The 18,470-nt window shown below is 69.5% G+C and carries 16 protein-coding genes and 1 tRNA gene; 10 read left to right on the plus strand and 7 right to left on the minus strand.

The features are described from left to right. Positions 1-190: 190 nt before the first annotated feature. Positions 191-844, plus strand: a complete 654-nt coding sequence (gene orn, locus EZE58_RS05615; RefSeq protein ID WP_223289957.1) for an oligoribonuclease — start codon at positions 191-193, stop codon at positions 842-844. Here the strand turns inward: orn and EZE58_RS05620 are convergent. Next, complete coding sequence (locus tag EZE58_RS05620) at positions 841-1,761, minus strand: hypothetical protein (RefSeq protein WP_144588191.1); 921 nt, start codon at positions 1,759-1,761, stop codon at positions 841-843. The two genes, orn and EZE58_RS05620, sit on opposite strands and share 4 nt — an antisense overlap. A 39-nt stretch (positions 1,762-1,800) precedes the next feature. Here EZE58_RS05620 and EZE58_RS05625 point away from each other — a divergent pair, with 39 nt between their 5' ends. Next, the gene (locus tag EZE58_RS05625) at positions 1,801-2,508 is read left to right on the plus strand and encodes a DUF2993 domain-containing protein (RefSeq protein WP_063249156.1); all 708 of its coding nucleotides are present in this window, start codon (positions 1,801-1,803) and stop codon (positions 2,506-2,508) included. Positions 2,509-2,513: 5 nt separating this feature from the next. Here EZE58_RS05625 and EZE58_RS05630 read toward each other — a convergent pair whose 3' ends face one another. Beyond that, positions 2,514-4,046, minus strand: coding sequence for an MFS transporter (locus tag EZE58_RS05630; RefSeq protein ID WP_167560017.1), 1,533 nt, complete (start codon positions 4,044-4,046; stop codon positions 2,514-2,516). Positions 4,047-4,155: 109 nt separating this feature from the next. Here EZE58_RS05630 and EZE58_RS05635 point away from each other — a divergent pair, with 109 nt between their 5' ends. The 5 genes from EZE58_RS05635 to EZE58_RS05655 all read left to right on the plus strand — a co-directional run bounded on the left by EZE58_RS05635 (position 4,156) and on the right by EZE58_RS05655 (position 9,050). Continuing rightward, a complete protein-coding gene (locus EZE58_RS05635) occupies positions 4,156-5,412 on the plus strand; it encodes a histidine kinase (RefSeq protein WP_167560019.1) in 1,257 nt (418 codons plus the stop codon). Next, positions 5,409-6,053: a response regulator transcription factor gene (locus EZE58_RS05640; RefSeq protein ID WP_009379395.1), complete on the plus strand. Its 645-nt coding sequence runs from the start codon at positions 5,409-5,411 to the stop codon at positions 6,051-6,053. Before EZE58_RS05635 ends, EZE58_RS05640 begins: the two co-directional genes overlap by 4 nt. A gap of 151 nt (positions 6,054-6,204) precedes the next feature. Further along, the gene (locus EZE58_RS05645; RefSeq protein WP_167560021.1) at positions 6,205-6,561 is read left to right on the plus strand and encodes an antitoxin; all 357 of its coding nucleotides are present in this window, start codon (positions 6,205-6,207) and stop codon (positions 6,559-6,561) included. A gap of 214 nt (positions 6,562-6,775) precedes the next feature. Then, a complete protein-coding gene (locus tag EZE58_RS05650) occupies positions 6,776-8,110 on the plus strand; it encodes a glutaminase (RefSeq protein WP_167560023.1) in 1,335 nt (444 codons plus the stop codon). A 127-nt stretch (positions 8,111-8,237) separates the two neighbouring features. Then, positions 8,238-9,050, plus strand: coding sequence for a siderophore-interacting protein (locus EZE58_RS05655; RefSeq protein WP_167560025.1), 813 nt, complete (start codon positions 8,238-8,240; stop codon positions 9,048-9,050). A 54-nt stretch (positions 9,051-9,104) separates the two neighbouring features. On the opposite strand, the gene EZE58_RS05660 is transcribed toward EZE58_RS05655, so the two are convergent. The 3 genes from EZE58_RS05660 to EZE58_RS05670 form a co-directional block, all read right to left on the minus strand. Continuing rightward, positions 9,105-11,246: a choice-of-anchor I family protein gene (locus tag EZE58_RS05660; protein WP_240941159.1), complete on the minus strand. Its 2,142-nt coding sequence runs from the start codon at positions 11,244-11,246 to the stop codon at positions 9,105-9,107. Between the two features lie 196 nt (positions 11,247-11,442). Then, the gene (locus tag EZE58_RS05665) at positions 11,443-12,393 is read right to left on the minus strand and encodes a dihydrodipicolinate synthase family protein (protein WP_101624954.1); all 951 of its coding nucleotides are present in this window, start codon (positions 12,391-12,393) and stop codon (positions 11,443-11,445) included. Continuing rightward, positions 12,390-13,244: a ribokinase gene (locus tag EZE58_RS05670; protein ID WP_167560027.1), complete on the minus strand. Its 855-nt coding sequence runs from the start codon at positions 13,242-13,244 to the stop codon at positions 12,390-12,392. The genes EZE58_RS05665 and EZE58_RS05670 overlap by 4 nt, the downstream gene beginning before the upstream one ends. Positions 13,245-13,306: 62 nt before the next feature. Here EZE58_RS05670 and EZE58_RS05675 point away from each other — a divergent pair, with 62 nt between their 5' ends. Continuing rightward, positions 13,307-13,975, plus strand: coding sequence for a DUF1345 domain-containing protein (locus EZE58_RS05675; RefSeq protein WP_009379404.1), 669 nt, complete (start codon positions 13,307-13,309; stop codon positions 13,973-13,975). A gap of 26 nt (positions 13,976-14,001) precedes the next feature. On the opposite strand, the gene EZE58_RS05680 is transcribed toward EZE58_RS05675, so the two are convergent. Further along, complete coding sequence (locus tag EZE58_RS05680; protein WP_009379405.1) at positions 14,002-14,415, minus strand: VOC family protein; 414 nt, start codon at positions 14,413-14,415, stop codon at positions 14,002-14,004. Between the two features lie 217 nt (positions 14,416-14,632). Next, a tRNA-His gene (locus EZE58_RS05685) sits at positions 14,633-14,705 on the minus strand. 224 nt (positions 14,706-14,929) lie between these two features. Between EZE58_RS05685 and EZE58_RS05690 the strand changes: the two genes are divergently transcribed. Then, positions 14,930-16,729, plus strand: coding sequence for a hypothetical protein (locus EZE58_RS05690; RefSeq protein ID WP_167560029.1), 1,800 nt, complete (start codon positions 14,930-14,932; stop codon positions 16,727-16,729). Between the two features lie 108 nt (positions 16,730-16,837). Next, positions 16,838-18,379, plus strand: a complete 1,542-nt coding sequence (locus EZE58_RS05695; RefSeq protein ID WP_167560031.1) for a hypothetical protein — start codon at positions 16,838-16,840, stop codon at positions 18,377-18,379. Positions 18,380-18,470 lie beyond the last annotated feature (91 nt).

Consider the following 18,470-nt stretch of genomic DNA (forward strand, 5'->3'; position numbering starts at 1 on the left):
CACAGCCAGTGTGTAACGCACGCGGGAACCTTCTCCTCAACTCGCGAATATCCTTGTCCGCCCGTGTGGGCAGACGACAGCACAAGTTTAGGCCACTGAGCTGGGACGGGCTCTGCGGATGCACTCAGCGTGTGTCGTCGACCACACCACCGCAGGGCTCTCGGGTGAGGGCGACGTATAAGCTTGCAGGGTGAGCAACGACAGAATTGTGTGGATCGACTGCGAAATGACCGGCCTCGACGAGGCGCGCGACGAACTCATCGAGATCGCCGCGATCGTCACCGACTTCGAACTGAGGCCCCTGGACGAGGGCGTCGACATCGTCATCCGGCCCTCGGCGCAGGCGCTGGAGAACATGAATGACTTCGTCAACCAGATGCACACCTCCTCGGGCCTCATCACCGAACTCGATGCGGGAACGACCGTCGCCGACGCCCAGGCACAGGTCCTCGACTATGTGAAGTCGCATGTCAAGGAGGCCGGGAAGGCGCCGTTGGGCGGGAACTCGGTGGGCACGGACAAGGTGTTCCTCAGCAAGCAGATGCCCGAGCTCGTCGACTACCTCCACTACCGGATCATCGACGTCTCCTCGATCAAGGAGCTCGCCAAGCAGTGGTTCCCGCGCGCGTACTTCCAGGCGCCGGAGAAGCGCGGCGGACATCGTGCGCTCGGAGACATCCGCGATTCGATCGTCGAACTCGCCTACTACCGTCGCGCCGTCTTCTCCTCCGCTGGTCCGACCTCGGATGAGGCGAAGGCGATCGCCGCCGAGGTGGTCGCCGCCTTCTCCGCCGACGATGAGTCCGATGCCTCGACGGCACCCGGTTCGGCGGCGGGGGCCTAGCTCGTCTTCTTCGCCGGCTGGGCGAAGATCGAGGCCGGGAAGGCGCCTGCCTGGGCGAAGACCTTGACCAGGGTGCGGCTCGGGGACACGAGTGCGGCGATCTGCTCGTCGCTCAGCCGCGCCCACGCTGCGGTCACGGTGCCGTCGGTGAGGATCTCGATCTCCTCTTTGAGCTGTCGTCCCGCGTCGGTGATCTCCGGCAGCGGGTACCCGCGCTCGTCCGTGCCGAGGGTGATCAGCCCCGCCTCGGCGAGGCTCTCCTGCGCCGACTGCCAGGCCTCGTCGCTCCACCCTCGGGTCTTCTGGGCCGCGCGCGGTCTGAAACCCGCACCCGTGGCGACGTCGAGGAGGAGCGCCTCGATGCCGGAGACGCCCGCAGTGACGAGGGCGGCGACGTGACCGTCGCCGCGGAACTCGCGCAGCACCGTGGCGGTGTCCCACAGAGCTTCGAAAGCAGTCGCCGGGGTGTGGGCGTCGACGGCATCGGCCGTCGCGGCGGCGAGCGCCCGCCCGGAGAAGTCGAGGTCCGCCCGCACCGGGGTCAGTGTGGTGGTGAGTTCGGTGGCCGCCTCGGTGAGCAGGGCGATGTCGTCCCGGGTCCCGAAGAGCTCCTCGAAGTAGAGGGAGACGGCGTCGAAGCGGGCGGAGACCATGACGTCGGGCGAGACGACGTCCCACACGCGGGGAACGATGGTGGCGATGAACTCGGGCGAGTAGTTGGAGAAGGTCCCGGCGACGGCCCCTGCCGTGACGCGGCCCATCGGGGCCGATCGGGCGGCCATATTCGCCTCGACTCCGGGTTCGAGGCCGAGCTCGGCAAACGAGCGGCCCACGGTCTCGGAGAAGTAGATGGACGAGTGGAACGAGTTGAGACGGGCTGAGAGAGTCCTGATGTTCTGCGTGCGAGTCGAGTCCATGACCCCATCCTAGGCGTGCGCGATGGAACAATGGAGGCCATGACGACCCGCGAGTACGCCCGCCCCCGCAGCCGCCGCAGAACCCTCATCGTCTCCGGGATCGTCGTCGTCCTCACCCTCATCGTCGGCGCGATCGCCGCCGACAGGATCGTCGACAGTCTCACCGAACAGCGCATCGCCGAGGGCCTGAAATCCTACGGTGAGACCGAGGTGGACGTCGAGGGCTTCCCCGTCCTCACCCAGCTCGCCGCCGGTCGTCTCGATGCGGTGCGGGTGACCGCGGCCAAGGCCACCTACGAGGGCATCGACTTCACGAACGTCGACGCGAAGCTCTTCGACGTCCCCACCGACTCCTCGCGTCCGGTCGGCACGGTCGACGCCGAAGCGACGATCCCGCTGACGACGATCGACCGGCTGGCGAAGGAGAAGGCGTCTCTGCCCGACGGGATGGCGTTCGACAGCAGTGCCAGCGGACTCGTCCTCACGGGTTCCCTGCTCGGCCAGGACGTGCGCATCGGCATCGACACCCGTGCGGAGGCGCGGCGGATCCTCGTCTCGGCGACGACGCTGCAGCTCGGCTCCGCGCAGGTCGACCTCTCGACCCTTCCCGGGTTCCTCACCTCGGCGATCTCCGACATCGTCATCGACCTCGAGACCCTGCCCGCGGGACTCGAGCTCACCGACATCAAACCCGCCGACGACGGCCTGCGGGTCAGCCTCCACGGCTCCGGAGTCATGCTGCGCTGAGGCGCTCACTCCTCTGTGGGCTCGGTCCGCTCTTTGGGCACGAGCATCCGGTAGCCGGACCAGACGATGTCGACGAGCACGACGATGGTCCAGATGCGTGAGACCGACCCGACCAGCCTCTGCAGCTGCGAGCCCTCGGCGTTCCACGTCAGCAGGGTCGTCACCGAGGTCCCTCCCGTGATCACCTCCCACGGCCAGCTCTGGGCGACGACGGCGAAGACGATCTGCGCGACGGCGTAGATGCCGAGGTGGACGGCTAGGGTGGTGGCGGTTCTCTTCATGGCTGGGCTCAGCCCCTTTCCCTGATCATGGTGCTGTGGTGGTGGAGTGTGCTCGGGTGCTGTCGCGACGGCTGCGAAGGACCGGAGGCTGCGCCGGCCGAGGACGCCGGAGACGACGAGGAGGAGCCCCGCCCCGATCGTCGCGACCTCCCACAGTCCCGCTCCGAAGAGGAGACCGGCGGCGAGGGCACCTGCTGCAGAGCCGAGGAGGTCCGCGCTCTGGTACCACCCGAATCCGCGACCCGCGTGCCCACCGGAGACCTCGGCGACGAGACGTTCGAGCAGGGGGACGAGCAGCGAGAAGCACAGGGCGGAGAGGATCCAGAGCACCGCGAGGGCCACAGGGCCGGGTCGGGCGACCAGTGCCGCGGCGAACACGGCGGAGCAGCCGAGACCGACGAGCAGGATCCGGTGCGGAGGCACCCGGCGGACACGTCGGTGCAACGGCTTCGGGGCGATGCTGAGCACGATCGCCCCGGGCAGATAGACGAGCGCGATCGCCCCGAGGTCGAAGCCGAGCTGCCCGATGAGGTGGAGGATGAGGAGGAGGGAGACGATGCCTTCGGCGAAGGCGACGACGCCGGCGAGGACGAGGATTCGGCGTAGGGACCGCAACAGGTTCCGAGCGTCGACCGGCGTGAGGGGTCTCGCGACGAGGCGGTCGGTGCCGGTGAGCCGGCCGGAGCCGGTGAGGGCAGTGAGCGCGAGGAGGACACCGGCGACGAAGCACGAGGCCGCGCAGGCGAGGAACATCGCCTGTGCTCCGGCGATCTGGAACAGCGGGATGCCGGCGAGAAAGGCGATCCACGCGCCGGAGGACTCGCTCTCCATGAGTGCGGCGAAGCGGTCGTCTCCGGAGTCGATGCGTGAGGCGATGTGGGCGCGGACCGCCACCCAGAAGTACGCGCCGCCGAGGCCGCCGAGACCAGCGGCGGCGAAGGCCGGGGGCAAGGTGGTCGCGGCGGCGTAGAGGCCGAAGGAGAGCCCACCGCATCCCGCCCCGGCAGCCGCGAGCAGAAGCGTGCCCCGCTCACTCCCTGCGCGGTCGACGAGGACTCCGGCCACCGGCCTCACGAGGAGGGAGACGAGGAACTGGACGGCGAGCAGCGCTCCGGTCTGGGCGGGAGTGGCCGAGAGCACCTGGGCTGCGACGATGGGGAGGACGAACTCGAGGAGCTCGGCCGGACCGCTGAAGAAGCCGGACGCGGTCGTCGCCCGTGCCGCCTCGGCGGGACGATGCTCATGGGTGGAGGTCATGCCCTCAGGCTAGGAACGCGACCTCGAGGTGCGCGTCGGGAGAAAGTCGCATCCGGGTATGCAACTTTGGGATGATCCGCACCGGCGTCGGCGTCAGTAGACTGCGGTCATGTCCTCCGCGAGGCCCTCCCCCAGGCGCATCCGCGTGCCGGGGCTCCCGACGGTCGACGTCGAGGACCTCGTCACCGCGATCGTGCTCAGCAGCATCGGCGTCCTCTTCATCGTCCTCGGCCCCGAGGGCCGGTGGTTCGACGTCGACGTCGTCCCCGAAGCCATCGCGCAGCCGGTTCTCGTCCTCTGCGGGTTCGTCGGCACTCTCTTCGCCTCCCGGGTCCTCGTCTCGACGGTGAGCATCCTCGCCGGTCTCGGCATCGACGTCCTCGCCGGAGGCCACACCTTCGCCCTCTGGCTGATCTTCCAGCTCGTCTTCGCCCTCGTCGGCCACGCTCCGCGTCCCGTCGCGAGGTCCGTGTCCCTGGCTGCCGGGGCCGCCACCGTCCTCACCGGTCTCCTCGCCTTCGCCCTCGGCGCCGAGGTGCCCGCGGCCTTCGAGTACTCCCTGCTCGCCGCGCTCATCGTCTTCCTGCCCGCCCTGTGGGCGAGCAGCGTCCGTGAGCACCGGAACACCGCCGAAGCCGAGTGGGCCCGGGCCGAGGCCGAACGTTCCCGGGCCGATGCGCAGACGCAGGTGGCCGCCCTCGCCAACCGCACCGCCGAGGTGAGCGCCCGCCTGGCCGAGCAGAAGGTGCGCGCCGCTGCCGCCGAGGACCTCCACGACCTCGTCGCCGGGCACATCTCCGCGATCGCCCTCCAGTCACAGGCTGCGCTCGCGACCGACGATGAGGCGGTGCGGGCCCGGGTGCTCACGACCATCCACGCCTCGGCCGACCGGGCGCTCGGCGAGCTGCGCCGGATGATCGACGTCCTCAGTGCGGACACCGGCATTCCCGACCCGGCGGCGTCGGTGACCGAGACGCTCGCCCTCGCCCGCGGAATCGGCGTCACCGTGAACGGAGAGGAGGCCCTCGGCACGCTCGACGCCGACGAAGAGGAGGCGCTGCGCCCGGTCTTCGCGGAACTCGTCGCCAACGTCGTCAAACACGCCGAGCCCAGCGAGCTGACGATCACCGTAGAGAAGCCCGGCACCCTCGCCGTCTCCAACCCCGTCGCCTCCCCCGCTGTCCCCACCGCCGAACTCATCGGTGCGGGACGGGGACTGGAGAACATCGTCCGCCGCCTCCACCGCCTCGGCGGCACCGCGGACTTCACTCTCGAGGCGGGACGCTTCCGTGCCACCATCGGCCTGCCCGCACGCCCGGCCCGGCCCGCCACCGCCTCGGCGAACGATGAGGAGTCGACCCCATGACCACCGTCCTCATCGCCGATGACCACGGCGCTGTGCGGGCAGGCATCCGCATGGTGCTCGAGACCTCACCGGAGATCACCGTCGTCGGCGAGGCCGCCGATGGTGCGGTCGCCGTGAGCATGGCGGGGGCGCTGCGGCCCGACATCGTCCTCATGGATGTGCGCATGCCCGTCCTCGACGGGGTCGCTGCGGCACGCGCGCTGCGGGGCACGGGGCCTGCGGTGCTCATGCTCACGTCCTTCGGACTCGACGATGTCATCCTCGCGGCGCTGCGTGCCGGTGCCGCCGGCTTCCTCCTCAAGAACGCCTCGGCCGAGGAACTCATCGACGCGGTGCTCCGGGCCGCGGCCGGGGACACCGTGCTTTCACCCGAGGTCACCGCGAGCGTCGTCGCGATGCTCTCGACGCTGCCGGCTGAACCTGCGGGGCAGGAGTCCGAGCCGTCCGCCCTGCCCGACGATCTCACCGACCGTGAACTCGAGGTCCTCGCGGGGATCGCCGAGGGGAAGAACAACCGGACCCTGGCCCGGGAGTTCGGGATCTCCGAGGCGACGGTGAAGACCCATGTCTCCCGGGTGCTCACGAAGCTCGGCGTCGAGTCCCGGGTCCAGGCGGCGCTGCGGTACACCTCGGCGAGATAGGACCCGGGAACCACCGGTCCGCGGGCCGCCGACCGAACCGAGCCTCCCAAGCTGCGTCGGAGGCGTTTGCCAGGACCGACTCAGTCTGTGAGTCTACGATCGGTGCTGACCATCACATCTGTGAACCACACCTGTGAAGAAGGGCGCCACCATGGCTTTCGACAAGTTCCTCAACAAGGCGAAGAACCTCGCCAACGACCCCAAGGTCCGTGAGAAGCTCAACTCCGAGAAGATGGAGAAGTTCAGCGATCAGGTGCTCGACAAGGCGGCAGGTGCCGCGGATTCGCTGACGAAGGGCAAGTACAGCGACAAGATCAAGGGTGCCCGCGACGCCGCCGACCGTGCGATCGGCACCGATGGACGCAACCCGGGAACGCGTCCTGACTTCCGCTCCGGACCCGGTCCGGATGTCCGCCCGGGAGACCCCGGCTCGGACCGCCCGCAGACGCACCGACCCGACGGATCGGTCGATCCACGCGATCCCCGCAACCGGCCCGACGTTCCCTGAGGCGAATGCTCATGAGACGCTGAGCGCTCGGCCCGGGTCTCAGGGCTGACCCGCTCCCCCGCCCCCGCACGGTCCGTCCGTGCGGGGGCGTCGTGCATTCCCGGGCCCACCTGGTCCGGGGTGGGCGATCCCACACTGCCGGGACGCACCAGTGTGTGAGAATGGCAGTCGGGTCGCAGCCCTCGCGGACCCCGAACCGACGACAGGAGGTGCCATGCGATCACCGATCCCCGATTTCCTCGACGCGTCGCTCGAGCGTCATCGCTACGATCTCAGCGGCGCCACCGCCGACTACATCCCCGACCTCGCATCCGCCGACCCGACGAAGCTCGCGATCTGCATCTCCACCCTCGACGGGGTCGAATACGACTCGGGGGACGCGGACTTCGAGTTCTCGATCCAGTCGATGTCGAAGCCCTTCATCTACGGTCTCGCGCTCGAAGCGCTCGGCCTGCCCGCCGTCCTCGACAAGGTCGGCGTCGAACCCACCGGTGAGGCCTTCAACGAGCTCTCCCTCGACAAATCCTCGGGCAGACCGCTCAACCCGATGATCAACGCCGGAGCGCTCACCGTCCACGCCCTCCTCGGCGGGAAGGACGCCACCCTGGCCGAGCGCACGGAGATCGTCCGGGCCGGTCTCTCACGCTTCGCCGGCCGCCAGCTGCGCATCGACGAGCACATCGCGGCAGGAGAACTCGGTGAGGCGTACCGCAACATCGCGATCGCGAACATGCTCCGCTCCTACGGGGTCATCACCGACGACCCCGACGAGGTGGTCCACGGCTACATCAACCAGTGCTCAGTCCTCGTCAGCGTCAAGGACTTGGCGATCATGGCGGCAACCTTGGCCGGCGGGGGCACGAACCCGCTCACGGGCGAGCAGGTGCTCTCGCCGCGTGTCAACCGGCAGGTGCTCGGAGTGATGATGACGTGCGGGATGTACGACGCCGCCGGTGACTGGATGACCGAGGTCGGGGTGCCTGCCAAGAGCGGCGTCTCCGGCGGGCTCTTCGGCGTCCTGCCCGGTCAGCTCGGCATCGCGACGTTCTCGCCCCGGCTCGATCGGCACGGCACGAGTGTGCGCGGGGCGAAGATCTTCCGTTCGCTCTCGGCCGACCTCGGCCTCCACATCATGAATGCGCCCGAACCGGCACGCTCGATCATCCGCCGCGACCGCCGCTTCGTCGACGCGAAGGGCGACATGGTCCGCATCGTCAGCCTCCAGGGCCTCATCCAGTGGGCCGGGGCGGAGAACGTCATGCGGGAGATCGCCGCGCCCGATGACGCCGTCGACGTCTTCGCCCTCGACATGCGCCGGGTGTATTCGATCAACGAGGTGGCCCGCCGGATGATCGTCGAAGCGCTGCGTCGGCTCGAGGGCGAGGGCAAGCGCGTCGTCCTCCTCGACCCCGAGGACACGATGGGATGCGCCGGAAGCGGTTCGGCACTGCCCGACGTCGAGATCGTCGACTCCCCGAAGGAGCTGCGGAACCTCGACCTGCGCGGTCTGCGGCGAGTCCGCGACGACTTCGCCGATCAGACCTCGTAGGGGCCGCGGGTCGGCGGGCCTCGGCTGCGTGGGAGGCCGTGCTCGTGGGGTGCCTCGCTCACGCGCACGGGCCGACCGCCCCTGTTTGCTAAGGTAAACCTAACCGAACGCGAACGAAAGGTCTCCGATGACGACTGACGCCCCTGCCCGCACGAAGCGACCCGAACGCCCCCAGGCGATCCTCACGGTCACCGCGACCGAGGCGGTCACGCCCAATCTCATCCGCATCACCGCAGGCGGTGAGGGCTTCGACGCGATCAGGGACAACGACGCCACGGACAAGTACGTCAAGATCATCTTCGCCGACCCCCGGCACGGACTCACCCCGCCCTACGATCTCGCCGAACTGCGCGAGCACTCCCCCGAGAGGCTGCCGCGCAACCGCACGTACACGGTGCGCGAGATGGACAGGGAGAATCGGCAGCTGACGATCGACTTCGTCGTCCACGGAGACGAGGGCATCGCCGGCCCGTGGGCGCGGACCGCGGCCCCGGGTGACACGCTCGTGGCGATGGGGGCCGGCGGCGCCTACCGACCCGACCCGGACGCTCCCTGGCACCTGCTCATCGCCGACCACACGGCGATCCCCGCGGTGAGTTCCGCGCTCGAGGAGATGGACGCTGCGGCGACCGGACACATCATCGCGAATGTCCCCCACGCCGAGGACCGTCTGCTGCCCGAGGTTCCCGCAGGGATGACGATGACCTGGGTCGATGACGACGAGGCGCTCATCGCCGCCGTCCGCGACCTCGACTGGGCTGAGGGAACCCCACAGGTCTTCGCCCACGGGGAGCGGGAGACGATCAAGGCGATCCGCCGCATCCTCAAGGAGCGCGAGGTTCCCCGCGAGTCGCTGTCGATCTCGGCCTACTGGGCGCGCGGACGCGCGGAGGACCAGTTCCAGGCCGAGAAGCGCGAGCCCATCGGTCAGATCGACTGATCCGCTGGGCGTCTCCGCGGGGACGCCCAGCGACGTCCTCGCCGGGACGTCGGCTCAGCGTCTCCGAGTGACGAGGAAGGCGACGACGCCGAGGGCGATGAGCCCGGCCGCGACCCCGCCGATGAGAAGGTACTGACCGAGGTCGGCACCGGTGCGCGGCAGCGATCCGGCGTTCTCATCGTCGGCGGCGGCGGATCCCTCAGACCCTGCCGAGACACCGCCGGCGCTGCCGCCCTTCGGGTCAGAGTCCTTCGCATCGGAGTCGTTCGCACCGGACCCGCGCGAATCGGCCGTGTCGGCATCCGCGCCGGTGCCCGCGTCCGCGTCATCGCTCGCCCTCGCATCACTGCCATCGCCGGCATCGGTGTCTGCCCTCGAACCGGCGTCCGCCTCGGCGCCAGCATTCTCATCGGCCCCCACACCTCCGTCAGCCTCGGCCCCGGCACCTCCGTCAGCGTCGGCCCGGGCATCCGAATCGCCGCCGCCTTCGGTGAGGTCGTCGACCGAGTAGAGGCTCGTCGTGCCGGAGACCTCGTTGCCGATGACGAGCGCGGCCTCCCCGGTCGGGGACTCCCCCGCGCTGAGGAACGTGATGCCCTCAGGGCCGAGATCGCCGGCCTTCGAGAGCAGGCCTGCCGGATCCGCGGCACCGTCGATCTCATCCTCGACGGAGACGGAGAAGTCGCGGTTGTTGAAGTAGGTCGCGAACTCCGGGCTCTGCGGGTCGCTGAGGTCGTAGACGGCGATGCCGCCGATGCGCTCGAAGCCGACGAACGCGTACGTCGTCTCCCCCACCTGGCCGATCGTCAGCGCCTCGGGCTCGGGTCCTTTGTCGTCGCTGCGGCCCTCGAGGTTGGATTCGGTGTGGTTGGAGTTGAAGAACTGCGGGATCGCCTTCGCGGTCATCTGCTCGAACTCATCGCCGGAGTCGGCGACGAGCGTGCCGTCGGTCGTCCAGATCGAGAACGACCGGCCTCCGAACGCGTAGAGCTCCTCATAGCAGCTCCCGTCCTCGCTCAGTCCGAGGTCGGTGATGACGTTGAGGCGACCCAGTTCGTCATCCCCGAGGCTGTCGGCCAACGGCGAGGTCTCGCACACGGGGGCGAGGCCGTCGCCGCCGAGATCCTTGACCCTGGCCGCGTCGACGAAGTCGCCCCACTCACGGGAGTCGCCTTCGTTCGCGGTGACGAGGTAGTCGGTGCCGCCGGCGGAGAACGTCGAGACGGTGTCGGGCATATACGCGCCCTTGAGCCCGGGGTAGGTCGCGATGTTCACCATCGGGGCGTCCTTCGGATCCCTGTCGGAGGGGTCAAGACCGTTGCCGGCCTTGCCGTAGTCCTTGAAGCCGAGGGGCATGATCCGCTCGACTTCCCCGGCGGCGATGTCGACGACGGCGATCGCGTTCGCCTCCTGCAGGGTCGCGTACGCCTTGCCGCCTGCGACGGTGATGTACTCGGGTTCGAGGTTGCGGGAGACCGGAAGGTCGCCCTCGGGGTTGGGGCCGAAGACCCGCACACCCTCAGGCAGGGTCTTCGACCCGCCCTCCTCGAACTCCCGGAAGTCGGCGGTCCGCACATCCGCCTCGGTGGGGGCGGCCACCTCGGCGGGGAGGTCGACGATGCCCACCGACCCTTCCGGATCGGTCGAGAAGTCACCGGCCGGCTCGCCCTCGTTCGCCACCAGGGCCTGCTTGCCGTCGGGGGTGATCGTCACCATGTCCGGCAGGGATCCGACGCCCACCGTTCCGAGCACCGTCGCCGAGGTGGTCCTCGCGTCGAAGAACATCAGTGACCCGGGCTTCGTCTTGTCCTCGTTCTCCAGCGCGATGACGCCGAGGCCGTCCTCACGGATCGCGATCGAGTTCGCGGTGCCCGAACCGGTGATCTCGCCGACCTTGGCCGGGTTCTTCGGATCAGAGGCGTCGATGATGTCGACGCTCGCGGCCTGCGCGTTGACGGTGAAGACGGTGTTGCCGTGGACGGCGGTGATCTCGGCTGCGGACTCGTCGAACTGTCCGGTCTCGTACGCGCCGAGGTAGCCGAGCGCGACCTGCGCGCCCGGCGCCGAGGTGGTGATCGGCTCCGGCACCTCTCCCGCTTGTGCCGGGGTGCCGCCTGTGACGTTCAGCCCGGCGCTCAGGCCGGTGGTGAGGAGGAGGGCGGTGAGGGCGGCGGTGACTGTCTTCGTTGTCGTCATCGGTTCTCCGAGTCGAGGCGGCGCGGACGATTCGTGTCCGCCTACTCCATATATATGGAGAGAGGTGACGGTGCCCGGAACCGGAGGTGGCGCGTGCGTGAACGCGTGGCGTCGGCGGCGCGCCGCTCGGTGCGGCGGGGGTCGGTTGCCTGCGGCCGGGGTCGGTCGCCTGCGGCCGGGGTCGGTCGCCTGCGGCTCAGCTCAGGCCGAGGTCGTCGACGACCGAGGCGACCCTGCGCTTGTCCTCGGTGCTCAGTCCCTTGAGCGGTGCCGGGAGGCAGTCGCCGGTGACGAGGCCGAGGTGCTCGGCGATCGCGGCCCCGACTCGGAGGCTGCCGCCGTGGGCGGCAAAGAGATCCCACAGCGGTTGGAGGAGGACGGCGAGTTCGCGGGCGCGTTCGACCTCGCCTGCCTGGATGGCGCGGGTGATCGCGAGCATCGGGGCGGGGATCGTCCCGCCGATCGCTGAGAACCATGCGTCGCAGCCGGCGATGAGTCCCTCCGCGCCGTATGCGTCGACGGAGACGCCGATGGCGACTCGGCCGCCGGTGGCCTGCCGAATTCCTGCCACCCGTTCCTGCCAGTCGGCGGGGCTGAGCGGCAGTCCGGGGATCTTGATCGCCGCGATGCCCTCGATCTCGGACAGACGGGCGTAGAGCTCGGTGGTGAAGGTGAAGCGGGTGGTGGTGGGGTTGTCATAGACGATGACGGGCAGACCACTCGCCGAGGTGACCGCCCGGAAGAGCTCGACGACTTCGGTCTCGGTGAGCGGATGGTAGCTCACGGGGGCGAGGAGAAGCGCTGCGGCACCGGCCGCTGCGGCGGCTTCGGCATTGGTGAGGACATCACGCGTGCTCAGCGCCCCGATGCCGATGGTCACCGGGATGCCGTCAGCACGGTCGACGGTCAGGCGGGCCACCTCGGCGCGGTCCTCGGGACTGAAGTAGGGCCCGCATCCGATCGAGCCGAGCGGGGCGATCGAGTCGACGCCGGCGGCGACGAGGCGGTCGATGAGCCCAGCGAAGGCATCCTCGTCGAGGCGTCCGTCTCGGACCGGGGTGAGCGGGAAGGCACTGAGTCCGGTGAAGGGTGAGGGGGCGGGCAACGGCATGGGCACTGCCTCGGTGCATGTCGCGACGTCGGTCATCTGCTGTCCTTGTCGTCCCGGAGGAAGCGGTCGAGGGTGGGGAACGCCGGCCTGGCACTCGGGTCGGTGACGGCGTACGCTCCGACGGCGTTCGCGGTTCTCAGCGCCGCCTCGGCGGGGATCCCTGCGCGCAGGGCGATGGTCAGGGCGGCACAGAACGCATCCCCGGCACCGACGGTGCTCACCGGGGTGACGCGGCGGGCGGGGGCGTGGGCGATCTGCTCGCCGCGGGAGAAGAGGGTCGAGCCCTTAGCCCCGGAGGTCACGGCGACCGAGCGGGCGGAGCGCAGCTGCGGAAGCGCGGCGTACTCGGATTCGTTGACGATGATGAGGTCGGCACGGTCGATCACCTCGGCGGGCAGAGGCAGGGCGGGGGCGGCGTTGACGACGAAGAACCCGCGCACGGTGCGGGCGAGCGCGGACACGACGGTCATCGGGATCTCGAGCTGGGTGAGCACGGTGTCGTCGGCGAAGTCGTGGCCGTCGATGCTCACGTGGGCGTTCGCGCCTTCGCAGACGGCGATCGTGTTCTCACCGTGGGCGTCGACGGTGATGAGCGCCGTTCCGGTCTCGGCGTCGACCTCGGCGATGGAGTCGACGGTCACACCGGCCTGACGCAGGGCGGCGATCACCTCGGTCCCCGTCGGGTCGGTGCCGACGGCCCCGATCATCCGGGTGCGGGCGCCGAGGCGGGCGGCCGCGGCGGCCGTGTTCGCGCCCTTTCCGCCGGGGCTGCGCGTGAGGGTACCGCCGCCGACGGTCTCTCCGGGGCCGGGCAGACGTTCGGTGGTCGCGGTGATGTCGGCGTTGATGCTGCCGACGACGGTGAGGGGGATGGCGAAGGCGGACACACCTCACTCTAACGCGCACCGCGTCCGCCGGCTGGGAAGCCGTGGTGCCGTATATTCGGGCCATGGCTGAGAACTCGACGTCACGGACCATCCCACCCCGACGGTATTCGACGGGGGCGTGGGCGAGCGGGGCGGCGCAGGCGGTCATCGTCGTCATGTGCCTGCTCTACCTGTTCACGAACGCGCTGTGGGCGCTCATCGCCTGGGAGTGCGTGACGCTGGGCTACCTCGTCGTCGGGCTCATCGTCGTGTGGAGGGGCCGACTGCCCGAGACGGGTGACCGAGAGGAGGCCCGCGTGGTCGCGAAGTGGCTGTGGATCCCGCCGCTGCTGGCCGCGATCGTCGGCGTCCAGGCGGCGATCACCGCGATGGTCAACCAGGGGTCGGGAGAGGCCGGCTCCGAGAAGACGGCGCTCCTCTTCGCGGCGAGCGTGGGCATCATCCTCTCGTGGCTCATGCTCCACATCGCGTTCGCGGAGATCTATGAGGTCACCGAGGCGGCCAACGACGAGCAGGAGCTGCGGTTCCCGACGACGACCACACCCTCGACGCTCGACTACCTCTACTTCTCGTACACGATCGGCACGTCGTTCGCGACCTCGGACGTCGAGGTCTGCGGGGTGCCCGCACGCCGGATCGTCCTCCTCCACAGCATCGCCGCGTTCTTCTACAACGCCCTCGTCGTCGCCGTCGCCTTCCAGGTCCTCCAGAACCTCATCGCCCAGGGGTGAGCCGTGGGCGATATCCCAGGCGCGGGTCAGGCGACGAAGACGCAGAAGGGGTGTCCGGCGGGGTCGGCGAAGACGTAGAGCGGTTCGTCGGGATCGTCGGTGCGGTCGAGGAGGATGCGGGCTCCGAGCGCCTCGGCGCGCTCCCGGTGGGTCTCCAGCGCCTCGGCATCGGGGACTGTGAAGTCGAGGTGCAGCTGCATGGGCACGTCCGGGTCGGGCCACGTGGTGGGCGTGAGTTCGTCGACCTGCTGGATCGCGAGCGTCCGGTTGCCGGCCGCGTCGACGAGGACGAGCCAGTCCGCCTCGTCGGGACTGCCGTCGGTCGGCGGTTCGTCGCCGATGCGGTAGTGCAGTCCGAGGTACTGCCGGTAGAACTCGGCCAGGTCGCGGGGGTCCTCGGCGTCGAGGACGGTGTGGAGCAGGCGCGGGAATTCGGTCATTCCTCACCCTAACGCCGCGACATGAGCCCTGCGTCGATGGCGTGGGCAGGAACCACACCACTCGCAGCCCAGTTGTGGTCGAAGAACCGAGGGAAATCAGCCGATTCAGCGAAAATCCCTCGGTTCTTCGACCACAAAGGGTTGGTGGGGCGGGCGCCTGACACGGCAGAAGCCCCGCGATCCTTGATTTCTCGCGGATCGCGGGGCTTCCCATCGGGGTGAGTAACGGGACTTGAACCCGCGACATCCGCGACCACAACGCGGCGCTCTACCAGCTGAGCTATACCCACCACACAGCCTGCACCTCGGCGCAGACAGCAAGATACATATTAACGTCCCGCACTGCGGTGGGGCAAACGCACAGGCGGTCAGGTGCATAATGAGACGCAGATCTCCTGACGTGCAACGATTCCGTAGAGATGTATAACGGTTTCGGAAAAGCGGTGGGAGGCCCCATCCTCATTCACTAGGATTGTCACCGCCCTGCCGTCGACTTCCCAAGGACCCCTGGTACATGCCACGTGCGCTGATCTCTGTCTCCCAGGACGGGTACACCTACCTGTCCCTCGATGGGGCGACGAGTCGCTACTCTGACACGGGCCAGGCGATGACCTACCTCGGCGACTATGCCCGCGCCACCGAGACTCCGGTGTCGGTGACCATCGACAACGGCGACCAGGGCGTCGACGTCGAAATCGATGCCGCAGGCCGGATCGTCCCCGCCCAGAGCACCGCGCCGAAGGAGCCCGCACCTGCCGCGACGGCCGACGCCTCGGCTCCCGGTGCCTCCGCACCTGCCCCGGTCTCCCAGCCCGACCAGCCGACCCCGGCTGCCCAGTCGACCACGCCTGCCCAGTCGACCCCGACCGAACCGGCTGCCCGGGAGACCGACCCGACCACAACCTCGGCGAGCGGAGCCTCCCCCTCCTCCGAAACTGCGGCGGACGCGGCACCGGCGGCGGCCATGGGCACGGACCCCGCACCGACGACCGGCACGGACGCCGGGCGTGCGCCGGAGTCCGCCGAGGCGGCCGCCGGCGAGGAGTACCCACTCGGCACCCCGTACTCGGGACCGGCAGCCCAGACCCCGCCCACGCAGAAGCCGAGGCAGAAGCCCGCGCGGAAGCGTCCGGCGGGCAGGAAGCAGCGCCGACTCGGACGCCTCACCGTGCCCGGCCTCGTCCTCATCGGCATCGCGATCCTCATGATCGGCGCCTTCGTCATCCCCAACATCGTCCCCACCAGCGCCCCCGAATCCCCACAGACGATCAACTCGGACCAGCAGCTCGACGCCGCCTCCGACCTCACCGTGGAGACGACCGACGACATCGTCCCGACGTTCGAGAACACACCGACGTGGGAGGCGAAGATCCCCGGCAGCGCCTCGGTGACGGCGTCGGATCGCGGCGTGCTCGTCGTCGACGGCGACAAGCTCGAAGTCCTCGACGCAGCGACCGGTGCGGTGCGCTACTCGGGCACGGTCGATCAGGCGCCGACCTTCGCCGTCGACACGAGGATCGGGGGCCGAGCGGCCCTGCTCTGGCAGGTCGGCGACTCCGCACAGGCGCTCTTCGACGGCGAATCCACCCCGAAGTCCTACAGCCTGCCCCCGAACACCCGGATCTCCTCGGCAGGCACGAGCGTGCTCGTCAAGTCCGGCAACCGCCTCGCGACCTTCGGCGAAGACGGGCTCATCGACGTGCCCACCCCGGAGAGCGGGTCGACGCCGATGGCGGTGGAGAACGGGGAGCTCTACAGCGCCGACTTCGACGGGCCGGTGGTGGCGACGAACATCGAGTCCGGCGACAAACGCGACATCGACCTCGAAGCCCCTGCCGACGGTCTCCGGATCATCAAATGGATCTCGGCCGGCCACGGCAAGGTCATCGCCCTATGGGGCGAGCAGGGGGCGTCGACGAACAGCGGGCACCGCATCCAGCTCGTCGTCCACTCCCTCGACGACGGCTCGATCCTCTCGACGGTGACGACAACGACCGACATCGTCGGCGAGATGTCGTGGGTCCGCGGCCAAGGCGGACAGCGGGCCTACATCGGCCCCTACCTCTTCGACCTCGAGACCGGTCTCCTGCTCGCCGACACGACACGCGCCGACGTCAACCTCTCCGAACCGCGGGGAACGATCGTTCCGTGCACGATCGACAACGAGGCGGCGTGCCTCATCGCCGGCCAGACCGCGTACCGCAGTGACACCCGCCTCCTCGCCGTCACCGACAACGGCAACCAGGCGATAGTCGACGGCGTCGACTCGACGATCCGGGCCTATCCGAAGCGCCCGCAGACCGCGAACGGATGAGCGGAGCTTTAACAGCGCACGCCGAGCCACTATGATTGTGGCCGTCGTGCCGTGACGTCATGTCCCCTTGACGGGCCGATGACCGGCAACCCCGACCGAAGGATCCCAGTGCCGATCACCACACGAGAGTTCAGCCGCACCGCGGCCGCTTTCGGCACTGCGCTTGCCCTCGCGGCCCTGCCCCTGACCGTCGGCTCCCCCGTCGCAGCCTCCCCCTCCCCCTCTCCGACCCCCACCGCCGAGGCGACCGCCGACTCGAGTGCGACCGCGGGGTCCGAGGCGAGCGCGGAGTCCGGGGCGAGCGCCGACTCCTCGAGCGACGGCACGGCCGACGCCGGCAGCGATCCCATCGCCGATGACGGCGACGCGAACGCCGAGGGGTCGGACAACGCCGGCTCCGACGCCGACGGGTTCAAGGGCGACGAAGCCTGCGAGAACCCCGAAGAGGCCACCGGCGACGAGCCCTGCGTGGCGGCGACCGTCCCTCTCATCGCGACCTGGGACGGGAAGGCCAAGACCCTCAAGCTTCCGACGACGAACTCCGATCCTACGACGAATATGCCCGTCAGCTGGGTCGGTGCCCGGTTCGCAGGCCCGAAGCCGGAAAGTGTTCCCGCCCAGCAGTCCGCGGAGTCGGGAACCTCCGATGCGGAGACCGATTCCTCCGATACCACCGCCGGTTCCGGATCGGATTCGACGAGCGATGCCTCCGGAACCGAGAGCCCTGCCGATGCCGGCTCGGACGGGGAGACCGACGACAGCGGCAACCCGATCGACGTGCGGGCACCGGCGGTCCCGACGGAGTTCTCCCTCAACTCGGACGGCTACGTCACTCTGCCCGGCTCCTCGGAGCGCTACACCTTCAGCGGTTTCACCTCGAACCCGAACTGGAAGTTCGAGGTCGACAACGGCACCATCGTCGTCCGGGGCACCCCGTACACGGACTCCGGCGACTCCGCGGATTCGGACTCGAACGGCTCGGCGAGCGGCGGGTCGGGATCCGACAGCGGAGGTTCGTCCACCTCGGCGGATGCCAACGCCCCGAGCGACTCCGAGGGCGGATCGTCGGGGTCGGGCTCCGGATCGGGCGCCTCGGCGAACTCCGGATCGCAGGCCGACGGCTCGGGCGGATCGTCGAGCCGCGCGAATGCCGACGCCTCCTCCGAAGGCGCCTCGAACCCGACGGGAAACGGCGACGACAGCGGGGGGTCGACACGAGCCGGCTCCGACACCGACGGCTCCGGCACCCAGGGCTCGGACTCCGCGGACGGCGAGTCCGAGGACGGTCGCACGACGGAGGCTCCCTCGACGGGCAACGGGTCCGGCCCCGGGCGCGACGTCATCCCGGGCGACACCGGTGCCGACTGGCTGCCGGGCGCGACCGGCGAGGGCCCGCACCCCGACTACTCGGATCCCGTCCCGCGCAACCCCGACTCCCCCACCCCCGATGATGACACCGACCTCATCACCGGTGGCGATCAGCCGGCGCCGCGCGGCAACAACCAGGCCTCGTCGTCGTTCGGCGAGTCGTTCGTCTCGACGATCGTGAGCTCGTGGCCGGTCCTCGTCCTCGCCGCCTTCGGCATGGGGGCCGTCGGCTTCATCCTCTTCCTCGTCGGCCGGCGCAGTCGACGCGACGAAACCGCCTGACCCTCCCACCGCCTCAGCGGGGGCGGCGAACTTCGAGGTCGGGGCCGCAGCTCGCGGGGAATCCGGGGGCGTCGAACTGACACTGTGAGAA

This window comes from Brevibacterium sp. LS14 (genome assembly GCF_012027885.1).
GTDB classification, from domain to species: Bacteria; Actinomycetota; Actinomycetes; order Actinomycetales; family Brevibacteriaceae; genus Brevibacterium; species Brevibacterium casei.